Annotated in this window: 18 protein-coding genes; 10 read left to right on the top strand and 8 right to left on the bottom strand. The window is 46.4% G+C overall.

Going from position 1 to position 20,054, the window contains the following annotated elements; all coding sequences use genetic code 11:
- Positions 1-20: 20 nt before the first annotated feature.
- Positions 21-1,205 carry an NnrS family protein gene (locus J4N45_RS15350; protein WP_252012305.1) on the top strand — a complete coding sequence of 395 codons (1,185 nt, stop codon included), beginning with the start codon at positions 21-23 and terminating at the stop codon, positions 1,203-1,205.
- Between the two features lie 49 nt (positions 1,206-1,254).
- Here J4N45_RS15350 and asnB read toward each other — a convergent pair whose 3' ends face one another.
- The 4 genes from asnB to nagA all read right to left on the bottom strand — a co-directional run bounded on the left by asnB (position 1,255) and on the right by nagA (position 7,180).
- Positions 1,255-2,919, bottom strand: coding sequence for an asparagine synthase B (asnB, locus tag J4N45_RS15345; protein ID WP_234495278.1), 1,665 nt, complete (start codon positions 2,917-2,919; stop codon positions 1,255-1,257).
- 223 nt (positions 2,920-3,142) lie between these two features.
- Positions 3,143-4,723: a cation:proton antiporter domain-containing protein gene (locus tag J4N45_RS15340; protein ID WP_252012303.1), complete on the bottom strand. Its 1,581-nt coding sequence runs from the start codon at positions 4,721-4,723 to the stop codon at positions 3,143-3,145.
- A gap of 103 nt (positions 4,724-4,826) precedes the next feature.
- Positions 4,827-6,041 carry a DNA-binding transcriptional regulator NagC gene (gene nagC / locus J4N45_RS15335; protein ID WP_234495280.1) on the bottom strand — a complete coding sequence of 405 codons (1,215 nt, stop codon included), beginning with the start codon at positions 6,039-6,041 and terminating at the stop codon, positions 4,827-4,829.
- Positions 6,042-6,043: 2 nt separating this feature from the next.
- The gene (nagA, locus tag J4N45_RS15330) at positions 6,044-7,180 is read right to left on the bottom strand and encodes an N-acetylglucosamine-6-phosphate deacetylase (protein ID WP_252012301.1); all 1,137 of its coding nucleotides are present in this window, start codon (positions 7,178-7,180) and stop codon (positions 6,044-6,046) included.
- Positions 7,181-7,648: 468 nt separating this feature from the next.
- Between nagA and nagE the strand changes: the two genes are divergently transcribed.
- Both nagE and glnS read left to right on the top strand, forming a co-directional pair.
- On the top strand, positions 7,649-9,220 hold the full coding sequence (gene nagE, locus J4N45_RS15325; protein ID WP_128648310.1) for an N-acetylglucosamine-specific PTS transporter subunit IIBC: 1,572 nt from the start codon (positions 7,649-7,651) through the stop codon (positions 9,218-9,220).
- Positions 9,221-9,424: 204 nt separating this feature from the next.
- Positions 9,425-11,092, top strand: a complete 1,668-nt coding sequence (glnS, locus tag J4N45_RS15320; RefSeq protein ID WP_252012299.1) for a glutamine--tRNA ligase — start codon at positions 9,425-9,427, stop codon at positions 11,090-11,092.
- Positions 11,093-11,333: 241 nt separating this feature from the next.
- Here glnS and fcrX read toward each other — a convergent pair whose 3' ends face one another.
- The gene (fcrX, locus tag J4N45_RS15315; RefSeq protein WP_252012297.1) at positions 11,334-11,780 is read right to left on the bottom strand and encodes a ferric iron uptake transcriptional regulator FcrX; all 447 of its coding nucleotides are present in this window, start codon (positions 11,778-11,780) and stop codon (positions 11,334-11,336) included.
- 190 nt (positions 11,781-11,970) lie between these two features.
- Between fcrX and J4N45_RS15310 the strand changes: the two genes are divergently transcribed.
- The gene (locus tag J4N45_RS15310) at positions 11,971-12,483 is read left to right on the top strand and encodes a DUF4442 domain-containing protein (protein ID WP_042473656.1); all 513 of its coding nucleotides are present in this window, start codon (positions 11,971-11,973) and stop codon (positions 12,481-12,483) included.
- A 62-nt stretch (positions 12,484-12,545) separates the two neighbouring features.
- Here J4N45_RS15310 and fldA read toward each other — a convergent pair whose 3' ends face one another.
- The 3 genes from fldA to J4N45_RS15295 all read right to left on the bottom strand — a co-directional run bounded on the left by fldA (position 12,546) and on the right by J4N45_RS15295 (position 14,208).
- The gene (gene fldA / locus J4N45_RS15305; protein ID WP_042473660.1) at positions 12,546-13,079 is read right to left on the bottom strand and encodes a flavodoxin FldA; all 534 of its coding nucleotides are present in this window, start codon (positions 13,077-13,079) and stop codon (positions 12,546-12,548) included.
- Between the two features lie 50 nt (positions 13,080-13,129).
- On the bottom strand, positions 13,130-13,351 hold the full coding sequence (locus J4N45_RS15300) for a DUF2788 domain-containing protein (protein WP_042496654.1): 222 nt from the start codon (positions 13,349-13,351) through the stop codon (positions 13,130-13,132).
- A gap of 98 nt (positions 13,352-13,449) precedes the next feature.
- Positions 13,450-14,208, bottom strand: a complete 759-nt coding sequence (locus J4N45_RS15295; protein WP_252012295.1) for an alpha/beta fold hydrolase — start codon at positions 14,206-14,208, stop codon at positions 13,450-13,452.
- 92 nt (positions 14,209-14,300) lie between these two features.
- On the opposite strand from J4N45_RS15295, the gene seqA reads away from it, so the two are divergent.
- The 6 genes from seqA to rlmM all read left to right on the top strand — a co-directional run bounded on the left by seqA (position 14,301) and on the right by rlmM (position 20,031).
- Positions 14,301-14,831, top strand: a complete 531-nt coding sequence (seqA, locus tag J4N45_RS15290; protein WP_128648311.1) for a replication initiation negative regulator SeqA — start codon at positions 14,301-14,303, stop codon at positions 14,829-14,831.
- 91 nt (positions 14,832-14,922) lie between these two features.
- Positions 14,923-16,569 (top strand): phosphoglucomutase (alpha-D-glucose-1,6-bisphosphate-dependent), encoded by a 1,647-nt coding sequence (gene pgm / locus J4N45_RS15285; RefSeq protein WP_252012293.1) that lies wholly within the window; start codon positions 14,923-14,925, stop codon positions 16,567-16,569.
- A gap of 425 nt (positions 16,570-16,994) precedes the next feature.
- Complete coding sequence (locus tag J4N45_RS15280) at positions 16,995-17,903, top strand: transcriptional regulator GcvA (protein ID WP_252012292.1); 909 nt, start codon at positions 16,995-16,997, stop codon at positions 17,901-17,903.
- Positions 17,896-18,534 (top strand): alpha/beta family hydrolase, encoded by a 639-nt coding sequence (locus J4N45_RS15275; protein WP_252012291.1) that lies wholly within the window; start codon positions 17,896-17,898, stop codon positions 18,532-18,534. The genes J4N45_RS15280 and J4N45_RS15275 overlap by 8 nt, the downstream gene beginning before the upstream one ends.
- The gene (locus tag J4N45_RS15270) at positions 18,527-18,943 is read left to right on the top strand and encodes a DUF423 domain-containing protein (RefSeq protein ID WP_234495289.1); all 417 of its coding nucleotides are present in this window, start codon (positions 18,527-18,529) and stop codon (positions 18,941-18,943) included. The genes J4N45_RS15275 and J4N45_RS15270 overlap by 8 nt, the downstream gene beginning before the upstream one ends.
- Complete coding sequence (gene rlmM / locus J4N45_RS15265) at positions 18,940-20,031, top strand: 23S rRNA (cytidine(2498)-2'-O)-methyltransferase RlmM (protein ID WP_042473674.1); 1,092 nt, start codon at positions 18,940-18,942, stop codon at positions 20,029-20,031. The genes J4N45_RS15270 and rlmM overlap by 4 nt, the downstream gene beginning before the upstream one ends.
- Positions 20,032-20,054: the final 23 nt, after the last annotated feature.

Here is a 20,054-nt window from a genome sequence, read left to right as displayed (position 1 = left end):
AGATTAGATAGCGAGTTGAGATGTTGAATATCGTCGATAAAAAAGCCGAAGAAGCGATTCCTGCTTGGCTTAGATTGGGCTTTCGTCCATTTTTCTTACTCGGTAGCGTTTACGCTATTTTTGCAGTCGTAGCTTGGGTCATTATGTTCCAAACCGGTCAACCTGAAGTACTTAAAGTGCCGGCGTTGTGGTGGCACGCACACGAAATGATTTTTGGTTTCGCGATGGCAATAGTGGTGGGGTTTGTACTTACTGCAGTGCAAACTTGGACGGGTATTAATGGTACTAAGCATTATCGTTTGTTAATTTTGGTGGGGCTATGGGTTGCCACTCGTATCTTGTTTTGGACGCCTGTGCCTTTGTGGTTAACCTCAAGTATTGAATCTCTGTTCATTGCTTTGGCCGCCTATGAGGTTGGCTTTCGTGTGTATCGCTCAAAAGGGTGGCGCAATCTGTTCTTTGTTCCTCTTTTTTTATTGGCGATTTTTGCGAACTTCGCGAGCTATGCAACGATCAAAGGCATGCCTCCATTTAGCTCCAGCGCGGTATGGCAAGCGATGTTGTGGTGGTTTACTATCTTGTTGTCAGTGATGGGAGGGCGAGTTATTCCGTTCTTTGCTGCCCGTCGTTTTCAGTATGAAAAGCCACAGCCCATTGTATGGCTCGAATGGCTATCGACCTTGCCGTTGATGATGCTGTTTGTGCTGAGCTTCTTCCCGCTGTCGCTAGCCACTCTAGGGAAACCTTTAATGTTGGTTGCTGGGGTGTTGCAGCTGGCTCGTTGGATCCGTTGGAAACCTTGGTTAACCTTATCTGAGCCTTTGGTATGGTCGTTAATGCTAACTTACTTATGCTTGCCATTGAGCTTGTTATACCGTGGTATTCTCACTGACGCTTTCGCGGCTCACGCGATGCTTCATTTGTTTGCGGTAGGGGCCTTAGGTGGTCTTGTGCTTGCTATGATCAGTCGTGTCACTATGGGTCATACTGGAAGAGCAATCTACGAAGGTCCAAACATGACACTGGCGTTTGGCGCTATCATCTTGGCAGCGGTCGTGCGCAGTGTCGGAGTCGCAGTTTGGCCTCAACACATGTTTACCATGATTGATATTAGCGCCGGACTATGGGCGTTTGCGTTTGCCATGTATGTTTATCACTTTGGCAAAATGCTCGTGACACCGAGAGCGGATGGACATCCAGGGTAAACCTATACAATAGACGTAAAAAAACCAGCCGAAGCTGGTTTTTTGTATCTTAGTAAGCGTCGTTGTGAACGGCTTGAACCGCACGACCCGATGGGTCAACACAGTTTTGGAATGACTCATCCCATTCAATTGCTTTCGCTGAAGAACAAGCGACAGATGGACCACCCGGTACACACTTCGCTGCTGACTCTAGCGGGAACAACTCTTCAAAGATTTCACGGTATGCATAACCTTCTTTCGTTGTTGGTGTGTTGTATGGGAAGCGGAATGCCGCGGTTTCCATTTGCTGATCAGTGATCTTAGCTTCAGCCACTTCTTTTAGCGTGTCAATCCAGCTGTAGCCAACGCCATCAGAGAATTGCTCTTTTTGACGCCATGCGATTGATTCTGGTAGGTAATGCTCAAAACACTCACGAAGAATGTGTTTTTCCATCTTACCGTTACCACACATCTTATCTTCTGGGTTCAGGCGCATAGCCACGTCGATAAATTCTTTATCTAGGAATGGAACGCGACCTTCTACACCCCAAGCAGCAAGCGACTTGTTGGCACGAGCACAGTCAAACATGTTCAGTGCGAGTAGTTTACGCACAGTCTCTTCGTGGAACTCTTTGGCGTTTGGCGCTTTGTGGAAGTAAAGGTAGCCGCCAAAGATCTCGTCAGCACCTTCGCCAGATAGCACCATCTTAATACCCATCGCTTTGATCTTACGACCCATTAAGAACATTGGTGTTGAGGCGCGGATGGTGGTGACGTCATAGGTTTCAATATGATAGATAACATCACGAATCGCATCCAAACCTTCTTGGATTGTGTAGGTCATCTCATGGTGAACGGTACCGATTTGATCGGCAACCTCACGAGCTGCTTTAAGATCTGGAGCACCTTCAAGACCTACAGCGAATGAGTGAAGCTGTGGCCACCATGCTGCAGATTGCTCATCGTCTTCAATACGCATTGCCGCAAAACGTTTTGCAACCGCTGACGTGATAGAAGAATCTAGACCACCAGACAACAACACACCATAAGGTACGTCAGTCATAAGCTGGCGCTTAACCGCTGCTTCAAGGGCTTCCGTCAGCTCTTCTTTGCTGGTGGTGTTACCTTGAACTGCCGCATATTCGTTCCAGTCGCGGATGTAGTAACGCTGAGGTTCTGCATCTTTGGAACCGTAATAACAACCAGGAGGGAACTCACTAATGGTTTTACAAACTGGTACCAGCGCTTTCATTTCTGAAGCAACGTAGTAGTTACCATGCTCGTCATAGCCTTGGTAAAGTGGGATGATACCGATATGGTCACGGCCCACTAGGTACTCATCTTTTTCTTCATCGTACAGTACGAATGCGAAGATACCGTTTAGCTCTTCAAGCAGATCTGCCCCCATATCTTCATAGAGCGCTAGAATAACTTCACAGTCAGAATCCGTTTGGAACTCGTATTTACCTTCGTAACGAGCACGAATTTCTTTGTGGTTATAGATTTCACCATTTACTGCAAGGATGTGTTTTTTATCTTGGCTGTAAAGTGGCTGTGCACCACTATTAAGACCAACGATAGCTAGGCGCTCATGCGCAAGAATTGCTTTATCTGAAGCATAGATACCTGACCAATCAGGACCACGGTGGCGAAGCTTTTTAGACATTTCTAACGCGATTGGGCGTAGAGCGGCTGCATCACTTTTAATGTCTAAAATGCCAAATACTGAACACATACAACTTCCTTTTTGATGAAATTTAACGCTGTTGAGTTCAATTTGCCATCTGCACAAAAAAAAGCAACCGTGAACAATGAAAAATAGAATAAAAGGCGATGTTAGTTAGAAATTATTTAAATAAAATCCATTTTTGATGAATGAAATCAATGTTTGGGTGCTTTTTTGGTCGCTAAAAGCAAAACAGCCGCTATTTAGCGGCTGTTTAATTGATAAATTTGGCTTACTTTAGATTCGGCTGCAGTTGGTCACATACATGGCGAGCAAAACCACTACCTGCCTCGCTGTAGATATTAAACGCAGCGTTGACTCCCATTTCTTCAAGTTCCGCCAATTGATCTGGATAAGCGGCAATGGCTGCGACTTGTCCCTTGAACTGTTTTTTCTGAAGTAGCTCTAGCGCTGTTTGGTTACCTTGGTGGTGCGGCATCGCCAGAAGTACCAGCTTTACATGGGCGGTATCAAGGATACGTTCCCAAAAATCGGGGTCAGTCGCATCACCAGCGATAACATTTCGACCTTTAGCTTGGTGATCGGCGGCGGCCTCTTCGCGAACTTCCACTCCCAAGCTTACCTTTCCATAGCGTTCATAAAGTTCATCGTATGCTCCGCTACCGATTCTTCCCATCCCTAGGATCAGTACCTGTGCTTCTCCTGGGTTGATAAACTGATCTCGTGTATTAATTTTCTCTGCTGCTTGCTCCTTCAGCCATTTTGCTGAGCGCAAATAGATGCTGTGACCCACGCGGTTGAGCGGGGCAGAGATGATGAATGATAGTGATACCGCTATCGCTAATGCCACCAAGATATCGCCAGAGATCCAGCCGAGCTTAAAGGCAAGGCCGCCAACAATCAGTCCAAACTCACTAAAATTGAATAAGGTGAGTGTGGTTAATAGGCAAGTACGGACACGGAATTTAAACGCGTTGATCACCACGAAGTACAGAATACCTTTAAGCGGTAGCAAGAGCAGCAGCAACACACCAAGGATAAAGCCTTGCATCGTCGGCTCGTCAGCTAAACCAATATTTAGGAAGAAGCAGACTAGGAACAGTTCTTTGAGATTGAACAGTGATTTAGACAGCTCAGACGCCTTGCGATGAGATGCGAGCAGCATACCAAGTATCAGTGCGCCAAGATCTGGTTTCATGCCTACCAGTTCGAACAGACCAGCACCCATGACCAAAGCAAAGAAAATACCACTCAGTACGAGCATTTCCCCGTGACCCGCTTTGTCGAGCAGCTTGAACATAATTGGACGCAATAACGGTAAACCAAAGAGGGCTATGGCATACCATTCAGGGAACTTACCCGTCGATGCGGTTAAGAAGATAACTGCAAAGATATCCTGCATAACCAGGATACCGATCGCCAGTGTGCCGTAGGTGGCATTCATTTCCCCTTTTTCTTGCAGTGTCTTCACCGCAAAAACAGTACTGGAGAAAGAGAGAGCAAAGCCAAGCAATATCAGTTGATCGATGCCTAGCGTTGCCAAACTGGTCACGCCAAGGAATTTTAGTCCCAGAAGCAGTAAGGCAAAGAGTAGGGTGGAAAGTAGATTGTGGACGGTCGCGCCGGCCCAGATTTCTTTGGACAGCAGTGTTTTAACGTCGAGCTTAAGACCGATAGTAAATAGCAGTAAGGTGACCCCAAGGTCTGCCAGTGTGGTGATGGTCGACGTTGATTCAAAGCCAAAGTTATGCAGCAAGAAGCCTGCGAGCAAAAAGCCGACTAAAGGGGGCAATTGGCATTTGAGAGCGAGAAAGCCTGCAATAAAGGCGACGGTGATTAGAATCAGTTCCATATTATTCTATTAGTTTTCCACAAAAAAAAGACCACACATGCGTGTGGTCGTCTATTCTACTCGAAATTACCGCTTAGGTGCTGCGGAATTTCATTACACTTGTTCAATCTTCAAGTAGTTTTTGTAACAAAACGCCGTTGAGCATTGCTCTCTTGATCATCGCGAAAGCACCCATGGTTGGCTGCTTGTCTATCTCTGAGGCAACAATGGGTAGGTCACTATGGAAGGTGGTTAGCGATTGATTCTCGACATTGCGGCGGATTGCAGGGAAAAGGATGTCTTTCGCCATGGTAATATCGCCAGCGATGATGACTTTTTGTGGGTTGAATAGGTTAATCGTAATGGCAATCGCTTTACCTAATTGATTACCCACGCGAACTAAGCTCTGTTTCGCCAGTTCGTCACCATTGAGTGCGTGAGAGCAGACATCTTCTATAGTGATGTGCTCTTTGAGTGCAAGCGTTGACTCATAGCCTTGTTCGATGAGGGTGCGAACTCGCTTAACAATTGCAGGGTTAGCCGCTACGGTTTCTAGACAACCAAAGTTGCCACATTGACACTGCTCGCCAAGTGGATCGATTTGGATATGACCAATCTCACCAACGTTACGGTTGTGTCCTAAGAAAACCTGACCGTTGACAATAATGCCGGCACCAGTGCCTCGGTGAACACTGACAAGAATTGAATCTTGGCAATCACGGCTGGCACCAAAGTAGTGTTCAGCGAGTGCTAGGCCACGAACGTCGTTACCAACGAAACACTCTACCTTAAACTGCTGCTTCACAAGATCTGCAAGCTCGAGTTTGTCGATGTCGGTGTTTGGCATGTATTCCACAACACCTGTAGTTGGGTTGACCAAACCTGGCAAGGTAACGCCAATGGCGATAAGCTGATCGATCTTCGGGCTATGTTGTTTAAGGAACTCACGGATTTCAGTGATTAAGCCTTCACTCAGCTCGTTTTGATTGGTGTAGTAAAGCTCTTTATGGGCAAACGCGAGCTCTTTACCACCTAGGTCATAAAGTGAGAAAGAGATGTAATCACGGCCTAAGCGGACTGCAACGGAGTGGAAGGGTTCGACAGCGGTGGTCAACGATATCGCACGTCGGCCACCGGTTGAAGCTTGCTGAGCGACCTCTTTGATAAGGCCGCGTTCGAGCAATTGGCGGGTAATTTTGGTAACACTTGCAGGAGCCAGTTGGCTGACGTCTGCAACTTGAATGCGCGAGATAGGACCTTGCTGGTCTATCAAACGGTAAACCGCTGCGCTATTGAGTTGTTTTACTAAATCTACGTTACCTATTTGTCCGCCATTCATGCTTAATTTTGCTCGTATTGTCCGTTAACAACCGTGCCTTGAACATTGAAGTCTCTGTCGAACACAGTCAGGTTAGCAACCATGCCTTTTTTGATACGACCAAGTTTGTCTTCGATACCCATCGCTTTCGCAGGGTAGAGCGTAGCCATACGTAGAGCTTCGTCCAAAGCGATACCAGCGTGTTCTACTGTATTTTGAACCGCTTCTATCATGGTCAGTGCGCTGCCACCTAAGGTGCCATTTTCATCCACACACTTACCATCCTTGTAATATACTTTCTTACCGACAAAAATAAAGTATTCCATGTCAGCACCCGCCGGAGCTGTGGCGTCCGTCACTAATACGAGCTTTTCGCCCTTCACTTTATGCGCGATACGAATATTCGCATAGTCGACATGAAAACCGTCAGCGATGATACCGGCGTAGACATCTGGTGTGTCATAAATCGCGCCAACGACGCCAGGTTCACGACCTGTCATTGGAGTCATCGCATTAAACAAGTGCGTCGCAAAGGTGATGCCTGACTCAAAGCCCAGGCGAGCTTGTTCGTATGTCGCATTGGTGTGACCGATAGAAACCACGATACCTGCATTGTGAAGCCTTTCGATGTGCTCTGGCGCATTTTGCTCAGGGGCCAGTGTTACCTTGGCAACGAGATCGCGATTTTCGCAGATAAGGTCGATCATTGCGTCGTCAGACTGACGAATGAAATCTGGGCTGTGGATGCCTTTTTTCGCGACGTTTAAATATGGACCTTCTAGATGCAGACCTAGAGAGTGGTTCTTATATTGGTCGTGGTACTCACGAGCTGCCGATAGCGCCTGACGCATATTCTCATCTGACGATGTAATCAGAGTTGGAAGAAAGCTGGTACAACCCGACTTTAGGTTAGCTCTATGCATGGTGTGAATCGTATCTGCGGTGATTTCGTCGTTAAACATCACACCGCCACAACCGTTAAGCTGCAGATCAATAAAACCTGGGCTTAGGTTAGCGCCATTCAAATCCACACGTTCAATTGACGAAGACAGTTCTGAATCATGAACGATAGAATGGATGTCTTCTCCATCAATAAGCACTGCATGATTGGTGAGAACATCAGAACCAGTGAAGACCTTACAGTTCGTTAATGCATACATAGTTAGCGAATCCTTGTGTTGTATTCTTTCTAGCTTGTTACATCGCTGAGATTAATCGTATTGATTTTACTTGATTTCTAGCACTTAGTAACAGGGCGAATTTTAAGTCAGCAAGTTATAAATAGTTAATATGGTCAAAGTAACTTAATGATTAATCGAGAGTTATTATCATTTTTTCTATATAAGCGGTTGTTGAAAACTTGATTTATATCGCAGTTTAACCGCCATTCTTTGCAACTCTCACTATGGAAATCCTACTTAGATTTGACCATTTTTTCGTATGATAAAATAAGTTTTATGATCTCGCTAGCAAAAAGCCTGAATTTTGGCAAAAACTGGTGATTAGGATCACAAATGATAAGGTTTTAATTTGCGGGGCGAATTTAATTCCATACACTGAAAAGGACTAAATTGAACGGCTAAAATAAGTCGTCCAAAAAAATTCAAATCCTATAGGGGGAACTTAAGGTGAATATTCTAGGATATGCGCAGAAGCTAGGTAAAGCATTGATGCTTCCTATCGCAACGCTTCCAATTGCGGCGCTTCTACTACGTTTGGGCCAACCTGATCTATTAGACGTTCCATTTATGGCGGCTGCAGGTAATGCAATCTTCAGTCAGCTACCACTACTTTTCGGTCTAGGTATCGCGATTGGTCTATCTAAAGATGGTAACGGTGCAGCAGGTCTTGCTGGTGCAGTTGCTTACTTCTCACTAACAGCGGCAGCAACCACAATTGATGCAAGCGTTAACATGTCATTCTTCGGCGGTATCTTCGCAGGTATCATCGCAGGTCACTCTTATAACGCTTTCCACGCTACTCGCCTACCAGAATGGCTAGCATTCTTCTCAGGTAAGCGTCTTGTACCTATCATGGCAGGTCTCTTTGCTCTAGTAGCTGGTGCGATCTCTGGTGTAGTTTGGCCTTCAATCCAAGGCGGTCTAGATGCACTAGCACACGCAGTATCTACATCTGGCGCAGTAGGTCAGTTTGTTTACGGTACACTTAACCGTGCGCTTATCCCTGTTGGTCTGCACCACGTACTTAACTCTTACTTCTGGTTCGGTATGGGTACATGTCAAGAGATCATGGTAACGGGCGCGCAAGCAGCTGGCCAAGCTCTACCTGCACTACAACAGCTTTGTGTTGACCCAGCTCTTGCTAAGACTCTAGTTGCTGGTCAGTCTCACACATTTGAATTCGCTAACTCAGTAACGCCTGAAATCACAGCAACAGTTAAAGAAGTTACTGAAACAGTGAAATCTGGTGACCTACACCGCTTCTTCGGCGGCGACAAAGGCGCTGGCGTATTCATGAACGGCTTCTTCCCAGTAATGATGTTTGGTCTACCTGGTGCAGCACTAGCTATGTACCTAGCAGCGCCTGCTGAAAAACGTGGTCAAGTTGGTGGCGCTCTATTCTCAGTAGCATTCTGTTCTTTCCTAACAGGTATCACTGAGCCACTAGAATTCATGTTCGTATTCCTAGCACCTGCACTATACGCAATGCACGCAGTGTTCACAGGTCTGTCTCTAGTCGTAGCTAACATGTTTGGTACGCTACATGGCTTCGGTTTCTCTGCTGGTCTAATCGACTTCGTACTGAACTGGGGTCTAGCAACGAAACCATTCATGCTACTAATCATCGGTCTAGCTTTCGGTGCTCTATACTTCTTCACTTTCAGCTTCGCAATCCGCGCATTCAACCTGAAGTCGCCTGGTCGTGAAGATGATGACGAAGCGGTAGAAGTTGCAGCTGGCGAAGGCAAAAATGGTGACCTAGCTCGTCAATACCTAAAAGCGCTTGGTGGTCATGACAATCTAACGTCAATCGATGCTTGTATCACTCGTCTACGCCTAACACTTAAAGACCGCTCTGTTGCTGACGAAGCAGTACTTAAGAAACTTGGTGCGAAGGGTGTGGTTAAACTAGGTGAAAACAACCTACAAGTTATCCTTGGGCCTCTAGCTGAAATCATCGCTGGTGAAATGAAGTCTATCGGCGCTGGTGAAGACCTATCAGAAGTGAAACTGCCATAATCACTCTGACTCATTGATTTCCATACCAAAGCCTCTCCCCCGAGAGGCTTTTTTTGTGTCTGTAGAACCGCCTGTGTTACCTGTTCATAATTCAGTACTAAAATAATCTAATGAAAATGCGAGATCTTGTTGAGGTTTCTCAAAGAATTGTGGATCATTAGCGTTTATATATCTGACAATACTTAAAACATAGAGGTGTTATAGATGAGTGAAGCTGAGGCTCGTCCATCGAACTTTATTCGCCAAATCATTGATAAAGATTTAGCGGATGGCAAGCATACTAGCGTGCATACTCGTTTCCCGCCGGAGCCAAATGGCTACCTGCACATCGGTCACGCGAAATCTATTTGTTTGAACTTCGGTATTGCTCAGGACTACCAGGGTCAGTGCAACTTGCGCTTTGACGACACCAACCCTGAAAAAGAAGACGTTGAATACGTTGAGTCAATTAAGAATGATGTAAGCTGGTTAGGCTTCGATTGGTCAGGTGAAGTGTGCTATTCATCTAACTACTTCGACAAGCTTTACGAGTATGCGGTTGAATTAATTAACAAAGGCTTAGCGTACGTTGAAGAGCTAAGTCCAGAGCAGATCCGCGAATACCGTGGTACGCTAACCGCGCCAGGTAAGCCAAGCCCATACCGCGACCGCCCAGTTGAAGAAAACCTAGCGCTATTTGAAAAGATGCGTGACGGTGGCTTCGAAGAAGGCACGGCATGTCTTCGTGCAAAAATTGACATGGGCTCTTCGTTCATGGTGATGCGCGACCCAGTTCTATATCGTGTTCGCTTTGCTGAGCACCACCAAACTGGTGACAAGTGGTGCATCTACCCGATGTATGACTTCACGCACTGTATTTCAGATGCGCTAGAAGGCATTACGCACTCACTATGTACGCTAGAGTTCCAAGACAACCGTCGTCTATACGACTGGGTTCTTGATAACATCACTATCGACTGTCAGCCTCGCCAGTACGAGTTTAGCCGACTAAACCTTGAATACACAGTGATGTCTAAGCGTAAGCTAAACCAACTTGTGACAGAGAAACTGGTTCATGGTTGGGACGACCCTCGCATGCCAACGATCTCTGGTCTACGTCGCCGTGGCTTCACGCCTGCATCTATCCGTGAGTTCTGTAAGCGTATTGGTGTGACTAAGCAAGAGAACATGATCGAGTTTGGTTCACTAGAATCTTGTATTCGTGATGACCTAAACGAGAACGCACCTCGTGCGATGGCAGTACTTGACCCAGTTAAGATTGTTATCGAGAACTACGAGGGTGAAGGTGAGACGCTAACACTTGCGAACCATCCAAACAAAGAAGAAATGGGCACTCGTGAAGTACCATTTACTAGTGAAGTTTGGATTGAACGTGAAGACTTCCGCGAAGAAGCGAATAAGAAGTACAAGCGTTTAGTGCTAGGCAAAGAAGTACGTTTGCGTGGCGCGTATGTGATTAAAGCCGAGCGTATCGAGAAAGACGACGCAGGTAACATCACCACTATCTTCTGTAGCTACGATCCAGAAACGCTAGGCAAAAACCCAGCAGACGGCCGTAAAGTGAAAGGCGTTATCCACTGGGTATCAGCGGACAAAGGTCTTCCAGCAGAGATTCGTCAATACGATCGTCTATTTACCGTCGCTAACCCAGCTGCGGCAGATAACTTTGCTGAAACCATTAACCCAGATTCACTGGTAGTGATCAACGGTTTTGTTGAGCCAAGCCTAGCGGCAGCGAAAGCTGAGCAAGGTTACCAGTTTGAGCGTATGGGTTACTTCTGTGCGGACTCTAAAGATTCTACCGCTGAGTCTTTGGTGTTTAACCGCACGGTTGGTCTTCGTGATACTTGGGCGAAGATTGAAGGGAAGTAGGTTTAAGAGCTGGTAGAGCTTACCCCCTCTAGCTTCCCCTTATAAAGGTGGAGAACAACAGGCTCGCTGCGCATCGCTGATATAATTTGAGGCGATGCGACGATAGGAGCTAGCCAGTAGTTCCTCCCCTTAAAAGCGGGGCGCGTAGCCGGGAGGCTAGGAGGGGTAAAAACAGCGCTCACCAAACCCAACCCACAAAAAAACCAGCCATCAGGCTGGTTTTTCATATCCAAATAAAGACTTATTTAGGCTTGTGCGCCTTAGGATCTGTCTTACACGCGCCACCAACACACTTACCATATAGGTACAAGCTGTGGTTCGTTAGCTCGATGTTGTATTTAGCCGCGATTTCTTTCTGACGAGTTTCGATTAGGTCATCAGAGAACTCAATGACTTCACCACAGTCTAGGCACACTAGATGGTCGTGGTGGTGCTGAGTTGATAGTTCAAATACTGACTTGCCGCCTTCGAAATGGTGACGAGTGACAATGCCGGCATCATCAAATTGGTTCAATACTCGATAAACTGTTGCTAGACCGATCTCTTCGCCAAGGTCGATAAGCTTCTTATACAAGTCTTCTGCGCTAATGTGTTGGTACTCTGGCTTCTGCAGTACTTCTAAAATTTTAAGTCTTGGCAACGTGACTTTCAGTCCCGCGTCCTTAAGTGCCTTGTTATTGTCTGACATAAACTTTCCTGTGATGATCTGCAGCAATAAACAGATTTCATGTATCCATTCATTATAGGGTACTACAGCGTAACAATAAACCACGAACTTCAAAGGGTTACTAACTATTAACATAGAAGCAGAACTATGTCACTTTACAAACACATCTGACCAGTTACAATTTGTTTACATCTATTGAAGAGTTGTAGTTATGGATAGACGATTAGCGAAAATTTATAAACCTAAATACGTTAAGTTTGCTTTGAATATTTGGCCACCTTTTTGGGGGGCGGGCATACGCATTGAAGAGATCAGTGAGGATTTTCGTTCTGTGAAGGTTCGTTTGAAGCTGCGTTGGTGGAACAAGAATGCCAACCGCTCTCAGTTTGGTGGCAGCATTTTTGCAATGACGGATCCTATCTACTCTTTGATGCTGATGGGGATATTGCGCGAACAGTATTATGTATGGGATAAAGAAGCGAGTATCGATTTTATTAAGCCGGGATTTTCCGATCTTCGAGCCGAATTTGTGGTGAGTCAGGACATGTTGGATGACATTTTGCAGAGCACTGCCACTGGAGAAAAGTGCTTTCCTGAGTTCGTTACTCATATCCAGAACAATAAGGGCGAGGTCGTATCGACTATTCAGCGTAAGCTGTATATTCGTAAAAAGGCTGAGTATCGAGAAATGCAAGCCAGTGATACCGAATCAGTGGGAGCATAGAGTTTTGCTGCTTTAGATACAAAAAAACCTCCAATAGGAGGTTTTTTTACGTTTATGAAGAATTAGTCTTCTAGCTCTGCTAGGCACATCTCTTCATAAAGCTGCTTAGTCCAGCTCGATACGCGCTCATCCGTTAGCTCTGGTTGACGATCTTCGTCAATACATAGACCAACAAACTGAGATTCGTCACCTTCAACAAGTGCTTTTGACGCTTCAAACTCGTAGCCATCTGTTGAAGTGTAACCGATGATAGTACCACCTTTGCCTTCAACGATGTCGCGTACTGTACCCATAGCGTCACAGAAGTACTCTGCGTAATCTTCTTGGTCACCACAGCCGAAGATAGCCACTAGCTTAGTAGAGAAGTCGATGCCCTCTAGCTCAGGGAAGAAGTCATCCCAATCTGCTTGAGCTTCGCCGTAATACCAAGTCGGGATACCAAGTAGAAGCAGATCGAAGTTATCGATGTCTTCTTTACTACTTTTAGCGATGTCTTGAACGTGGATGAGCTGTTTACCCAATTGTTTTTGGATCATCTTTGCAATAGCTTCTGTGTTGCCAGTATCGCTACCAAAGAATAGACCTACACTTGCCATAGATTCAGTACCTTTTTATCTGTCTTCGTTGGATTCAGGAACAGTGGCGATTAGCCCAGTCCTGTGCCTTCCCAGCTAAGCTGAATAATGCCTTTCGCGACAAAACCTGCACAGCCTAAGAACAGCACAAGCCACACAATACGTCGACCAAACACGGGGACATTGCCTTGTTTTAGTACATCTTTGATTGCCATACCGATCAGAAAAAAGATGGACGCAAACAATAGATCCAAACCAATGGACTCGAGTTTATCTATATAGTCGTAAAGCATGGTATTCCTTTGTGCCAATATGCTTGCGCGGAACTATACCATTGTTACTCGGTAAAGTTAATCCATGGAAATCAACCTGCTTACGATGTAGGTCAAAATTAGATGAATTTGCGTATCGCTCGCAATACCTCGTTTGGCTTTTCTGCGTGCAGCCAGTGACCCGTGTTCGCGACAATGTGGACCTTTACCTGACCAAACTGCTGTTGAATCTGTTGCTGATGATCCGCTTGGAGGTAGTCAGAGTCGGCACCTTTTAGAAACAGGACAGGCGTCTCGGTCTTGCGGATTGGTTGCCAGTCGAGTATCTGCATGTAGTTTTGCTCTAGGCCTTTGAGGTTAAAGCGCCATCCCATGTGCTCACCGGTGTTATAGAGCGACTTACCGAGAAACTGCCTAACCCCTTCCATTTCGATGTGCTCGCTCATTGCTGCCATGGCTTCGCCGCGTGTCTTTGGTGTTTGCTGACAAACGGCATTGAGCCCCGCGAGCACGTTGTCATGTCGTCGGGTGTCGTATTTGACCGGAGACATGTCCATCACCACGAGTTTTTGGATAGGGTAGTCGTAATCACAAAGCTTCATCGCGACCTTTCCACCCATGGAGTGACCAATAATAATCGGGTGTTCTACATTAAGTTCTTCAAGTAACTCAATGATATCGTTCGCCATTAATGAATAGCTATGTTCTTCGCTGTGAAACGAACGCCCATGATTGCGAAGATCGATGCTGATGACATCATGATCTTGCTTAAGTTCTCGAGCAAGCACGCCAAGGTTATTGAGGTCACCAAATAGTCCGTGGATGAGAACGACTGGCGCGCCGTGACCTTCTCTTTTGTAGTTTAATAAAGCTGACATTTTCTGTTATTCGTGATGTGTTTAACGTGGAGGTTCATCGCGGAACTCGTTATAATCATCCAGAGTTTAAACATAGAGATTGTGAAAAGCGAATGAAAACAATTGAGGTTGATGAGGATCTATACCGTTACATTGCAAGCCAGACCCACCACATTGGCGAAAGTGCTTCAGATATCTTACGACGTTTATTAAAGGTAGATGCAGCCGAGACGGAAAAGAGACCCGCTGCCGCTAAGACGATTGTCGTGAGTAAAGAGGCACCGAAAGTAGAAGCTGTTGATTCAGTAAAAGAGATGCGCTCTCTACTGATTTCAGACGAGTTTGCTGGCCTTAAGAAAGCGATTGACCGCTTTATGTTGGTCTTGTCTACTTTGCATCGCTTGAATCCAGAAGGTTTTTCAGAGGCGACGCAAGTGAAAGGTCGCAAGCGTGTCTACTTCGCTAACAATGAAGCGACCTTGTTAGAGAGTGGCAATACAACGAAACCAAAAGCCATTCCAAACACGCCGTTTTGGGTGATTACCAACACCAACACCAGTCGTAAGAGACAAATGGTCGAGCAGGTAATGACCATGATGGAATTCCCTGCAGAGCTCATCGAGAAAGTCACGGCTTCTATCTAAGATTTAGATTTAAACCTCATAATGTTCAAACTTAAACGAGTATTATGAGGTTTTTTGTATTTTTAAGCTTGAATTTGAAAGGACGTCAGTTATGGCTATACACCCACGCGCGGGCCAAAAGGCTTTGCAAGAAGATTTGCATAATATCCCAGCGCTTGTTTCTAATTACTTCTTAGTTCAACCAGAAGCTGGTAACACAGCTCAAAGCGTACAGTTTGGTACGTCTGGTCACCGCGGTAGTGCCGACAAGGCAACCTTCAACGAAAACCACATCCTTGCCATTGCACAAGCTGTGGCTGAAGTACGCGCAGAGAAAGGCACAACGGGCCCACTGTTTGTCGGTAAAGATACTCACGCACTGTCAGAACCTGCGTTCGCGACTGTGGTTGAGGTATTGGTTGCCAACGGTGTACACGTGATTGCTCAGGAAGATAACGGCTATACGCCAACCCCTGGTATTTCACACGCGATTTTGACTCACAACCTGTCCAGCGATAAGAAAGCGGACGGTATTGTTATTACGCCTTCACACAACCCACCTCAAGATGGCGGTATCAAGTACAACCCAACGCATGGTGGTCCAGCAGAAGCTGAGCTAACTCAAGCGATTGAAGACCGTGCTAACGAAATCATCAGCAACGAAATGAAAGACGTTAAGCGTCTACCTATCGCCGTTGCTAAAGCGAATGACTTGTTTGAAGAGCGTGATTTGGTGAAGCCGTATATTGATGACCTAGTCAATGTCATCGATATGGAAGCGATCCAAAAAGCGGGACTCAAGATTGGTGTTGATCCGTTAGGTGGCTCAGGCATTGACTACTGGCGTCAAATCGGCAAAGCGTACAATCTAGATCTTACTTTGGTTAGCGAAGCGGTCGATCCATCATTCCAGTTCATGTCATTGGATAAAGATGGCGTTGTTCGTATGGACTGTTCATCTCCATATGCAATGGCAGGTTTACTGGCGCTTAAGGATGACTATGACTTGGCATTTGGTAATGACCCAGATTACGACCGTCACGGCATCGTAACGCCAAAAGGTCTTATGAATCCAAACCATTACCTAGCAGTATGTATCGACTACCTATACCGTCATCGCAGTGAATGGCGCGCTGACGTTGCTGTAGGTAAAACGCTGGTATCGAGTGCGCTGATTGACCGTGTTGTCGCCGATCTCGGCCGTACGCTGTGTGAAGTACCTGTTGGTTTTAAGTGGTTTGTTGACGGTTTGTACAACGGTGAGTTTGGCTTTGGCGGCGAAGAAAGTGCAGGAGCGTCTTTCCTTCGTAAAGATGGTACACCGTGGTCAACAGACAAAGACGGCATCATCCTTTGTCTTCTAGCGGCAGAAATCACTGCGGTAACGGGTAAGAACCCTCAGCAGTACTATGAAGAGCTTGCGGCTAAGCACGGTGAGTCTAAGTATAACCGTATTCAAGCGGTAGCGAATACAGAGCAGAAGAGCGTGCTTAAGAAGCTATCACCTGAGATGGTGTCTGCAGAAACTCTAGCTGGTGACGCGATTACGGCTCGCCTAACGCATGCTCCAGGTAATGGCGCGGCAATCGGTGGCCTAAAAGTCACAACCGCTAATGGTTGGTTTGCAGCGCGACCATCTGGTACTGAAGATATCTACAAAATCTACTGCGAAAGCTTCAAAGGTGATGAGCACCTAAAACAGATTGAAGCCGAAGCACAAGAGATTGTGAATCAAGTATTTGCAGACGCTGGCTTGTAATCCTAATCTGACATAAACGATTAGCTCAGCTATTAATAAAATTATAGAAAGCGGTCACCATGGGTGGCCGTTTTTTTATGGGCTGATTTAGCGGATATAACTATCCAGAATTAGTGAATAAAATTCAGATAAAAAAACACCGCCATATAGGCGGTGTAAGAAAATTTGACAGACAGGTCAAAAATACAGGAAGTACACACATCAACTAGGGGATAACTAGCCAAGGTGTGGTGGTAGAATTCTACCTAACTCGAAAATCGAGATTGCAAACACAACATCGCAAGCGCAGAGTCAATCGGTTCTAGAGAGAACCGAGCCGTTCAGACTCGCGTTTGCGGGATGAAATATAGAATTTCTCTGGCTGTTCGGCAATGGACAAATTATAATGTTTCAGATTAAAAAAACTAATGCATTAGAGAGTCGTTATGTCGAGACGTTTGCCTCCCCTCAATTCGCTCAAAGTTTTCGAGGCGGCCGCGCGCCATTTGAGCTTTACCAGAGCTGCGGAAGAGCTGTTTGTCACTCAAGCGGCGGTGAGTCATCAGATAAAAGCACTTGAGGAATTTTTGGGCCTCAAGCTGTTTCGTCGCCGAAATCGTTCGTTGCTACTGACAGAGGAAGGCCAAAGTTACTTTCTTGATATCAAAGATATTTTCACGTCACTTGCCGAAGCAACTGACAAGGTACTCGAACGCAGTGAAAAAGGCGCACTAACCATCAGCTTGCCCCCAAGTTTTGCGATTCAATGGCTGGTTCCTCGCCTTGCGGATTTTAATGAGCAAGAGCCCGATATCGACGTGCGAATCAAAGCGGTGGATATGGATGAAGGCTCACTTACCGATGACGTAGACGTTGCGATTTACTATGGTCGCGGCAACTGGCCTGGACTTCGTGCTGATAAGCTTTATCAAGAGTTTTTGGTTCCCTTGTGCTCTCCAGCCCTCCTGCTTGGCTCTAAACCGCTCAACACCTTAGAAGATTTATCGAAGCACACGCTACTTCACGATACCTCACGTAAAGACTGGAAGCAGTTCGCCAAACAAAATGAACTTGACGGTGTTAACGTCAATCATGGTCCTATCTTTAGTCACTCAACCATGGTGCTTCAGGCTGCGGCTCATGGGCAGGGCATCGCCCTCGGTAACAATGTGCTTGCTCAGCCTGAGCTCGACGCTGGGCGTCTCATTGCACCGTTTGATGAGGTCTTAGTCAGTAAGAACGCGTTTTATGTGGTTTGCCACGACAAACAAGCTGATATGGGGCGTATCGCCACGTTTAGAGATTGGATGCTCGCGAAGGCGCAAAGTGAGCAAGAGGTACTATTGGATGACTAACCTAGTATTTGATGGGCCAGAGCAAGGTCCGCTGTTTCTATTTGCGCATGGCGCTGGTGCGGGGATGGAGCATGATTTCATGCAGGATATGGCTACTCGTTTAGCTGAGAAGGGTATCCGAGTAGTCAGGTTTAATTTCCCTTACATGGTGAAACGCGCCGAAGATGGTAAGAAACGTCCGCCAGATCGCGCGCCAAAGCTGCTAGAGGCGATGACACAAGTGATTGAGGATGTTGCAAACGGCCAGCCTATTGTCATCGGTGGTAAATCGATGGGTGGTCGAATGGCATCATTGCTTTCTGAGCACGAACTCGTCAAGTCGATTGCCTGCCTCGGATTTCCTTTCCACCCACCCGGTAAGCCTGAAAACTTCAAAGGCGACCATTTAGCGACGATGGAAAAGCCGTGCCTTATCTTACAAGGTGAGCGCGATACCTTTGGCAAGCAAGAAGAGTTCGCCGACTTTGCTCTTTCCGATAAGGTCGAAGTGAGCTTTGTACCCGATGGTGACCATAGCTTTAAACCGAGAAAATCTTCAGGCTTTACCGAAGCGCAGAATCGCCAGATGGCTGCGGATCGTTTAGTGCTATTTATAAAGGGTATTAATGATACGGAGGAGGCGAGTGCGTAGTCGAACTCTTGTTGTTATTGCCGCGCTTTCAGGGCTTATCAGTGTTGGGCTTGGCGCATTTGCAGCGCATGGCCTTAAAAACCTGTTGTCGCCTTATTTGCTTGGTGTGTTCGAAACAGGCGTGACGTACCAGTTTATTCATACCTTAGCTTTGCTGCTGTGTGCGCTATTTGCGTTGAATACCCCTATATTGAATGCGCAAAAGGCGTTTCATCGCGCCGCGATTTGCTTTATCATCGGCATCCTTTTCTTTAGCGGTAGTCTATACGCCCTTGCGCTAACAGGAGTGAAGTGGTTTGGCCCTATTACTCCACTGGGCGGGGTGATGTTTATGGTAGGTTGGGGATTCCTCGCTTATGCTGGATATCAGATGACTGACGAAACAAACAAAGATGGAGTCAATCAGTGAAACAGGTAATGCTTTATTGCCGCTCTGGATTCGAGAAAGAGTGTGCAGGCGAAATTCAAGACAAAGCGACAGCCCTTGAGGTATTCGGCTTCCCGCGAGTCAAAAACAACTCAGGCTACGTGATTTTCGAGTGTTACCAAGACGGTGATGCGGACAGACTCATCCGCGATATCGATTTCCAATCGCTTATCTTCGCTCGTCAAATGTTCGCGATTGCGAGTGAGCTTGAAGCTCTGCCATCGGATGATCGCATTTCTCCGCTATTGGCTGCACTCGATGAGGTGGAAGATTTCCCTCGCTGTGGCGATATCCGCATTGAAACGCCAGACACCAACGAAGCGAAAGAGCTACTCAAGTTCTGCCGTAAGTTTACCGTGCCAGTGCGTCAAGCGATGCGTGGCAAGGGTTACCTGTTCAACAAAGAGCACGCCAAAAAGCCGGTTCTGCATATCTGCTTTATTGCACCGGGTCATTGTTATGTGGGTTACTCGTATCCAAACAACAACTCCGCGTTCTTTATGGGCATTCCACGCCTCAAGTTCCCAGCGGATGCGCCAAGCCGCTCGACGTTGAAATTGGAAGAAGCGTTTCACGTGTTTATTCCTAAAGAAGAGTGGGATGAGCGCTTAGCATCGGGCATGTGGGGTGTTGACCTTGGTGCGTGTCCTGGTGGTTGGACATATCAGCTGGTTCGCCGCTCTATGTTCGTACATGCGATTGATAATGGCATGATGGCAGATAGCTTAATGGAAACTGGTCAGGTTAAGCACCACCAAGAAGATGGCTTTAAGTTTGAGCCACCACGTAAGAACGTCACTTGGTTGGTGTGCGACATGATTGAGAAACCATCTCGCGTTGCGCAGCTAATGGGTGAGTGGTTGATTCGTGGCTGGGCGAAAGAGACTATCTTCAACCTGAAACTGCCAATGAAAGGCCGTTATGACGAGGTTCTGCAAGATATTGAGAACCTAAAGATCTTCTTGATTGAGAACAAGGTGAAGTTCAAGCTACAAGCGAAGCACTTATACCATGACCGTGAAGAGATCACGGTGCACATTCAAGTGCTATCCAATATCTCGCCGCATTAATCTCGTCTAAAGCGTCTCTTAAA

The sequence above is a fragment of the Vibrio sp. SCSIO 43140 genome (assembly GCF_023716585.1).
Lineage (GTDB): Bacteria > Pseudomonadota > Gammaproteobacteria > Enterobacterales > Vibrionaceae > Vibrio > Vibrio maritimus_B.
The sequence above is the reverse complement of the archived record's forward strand: the minus strand, read 5'-3'. Positions and strand labels throughout refer to the sequence as shown.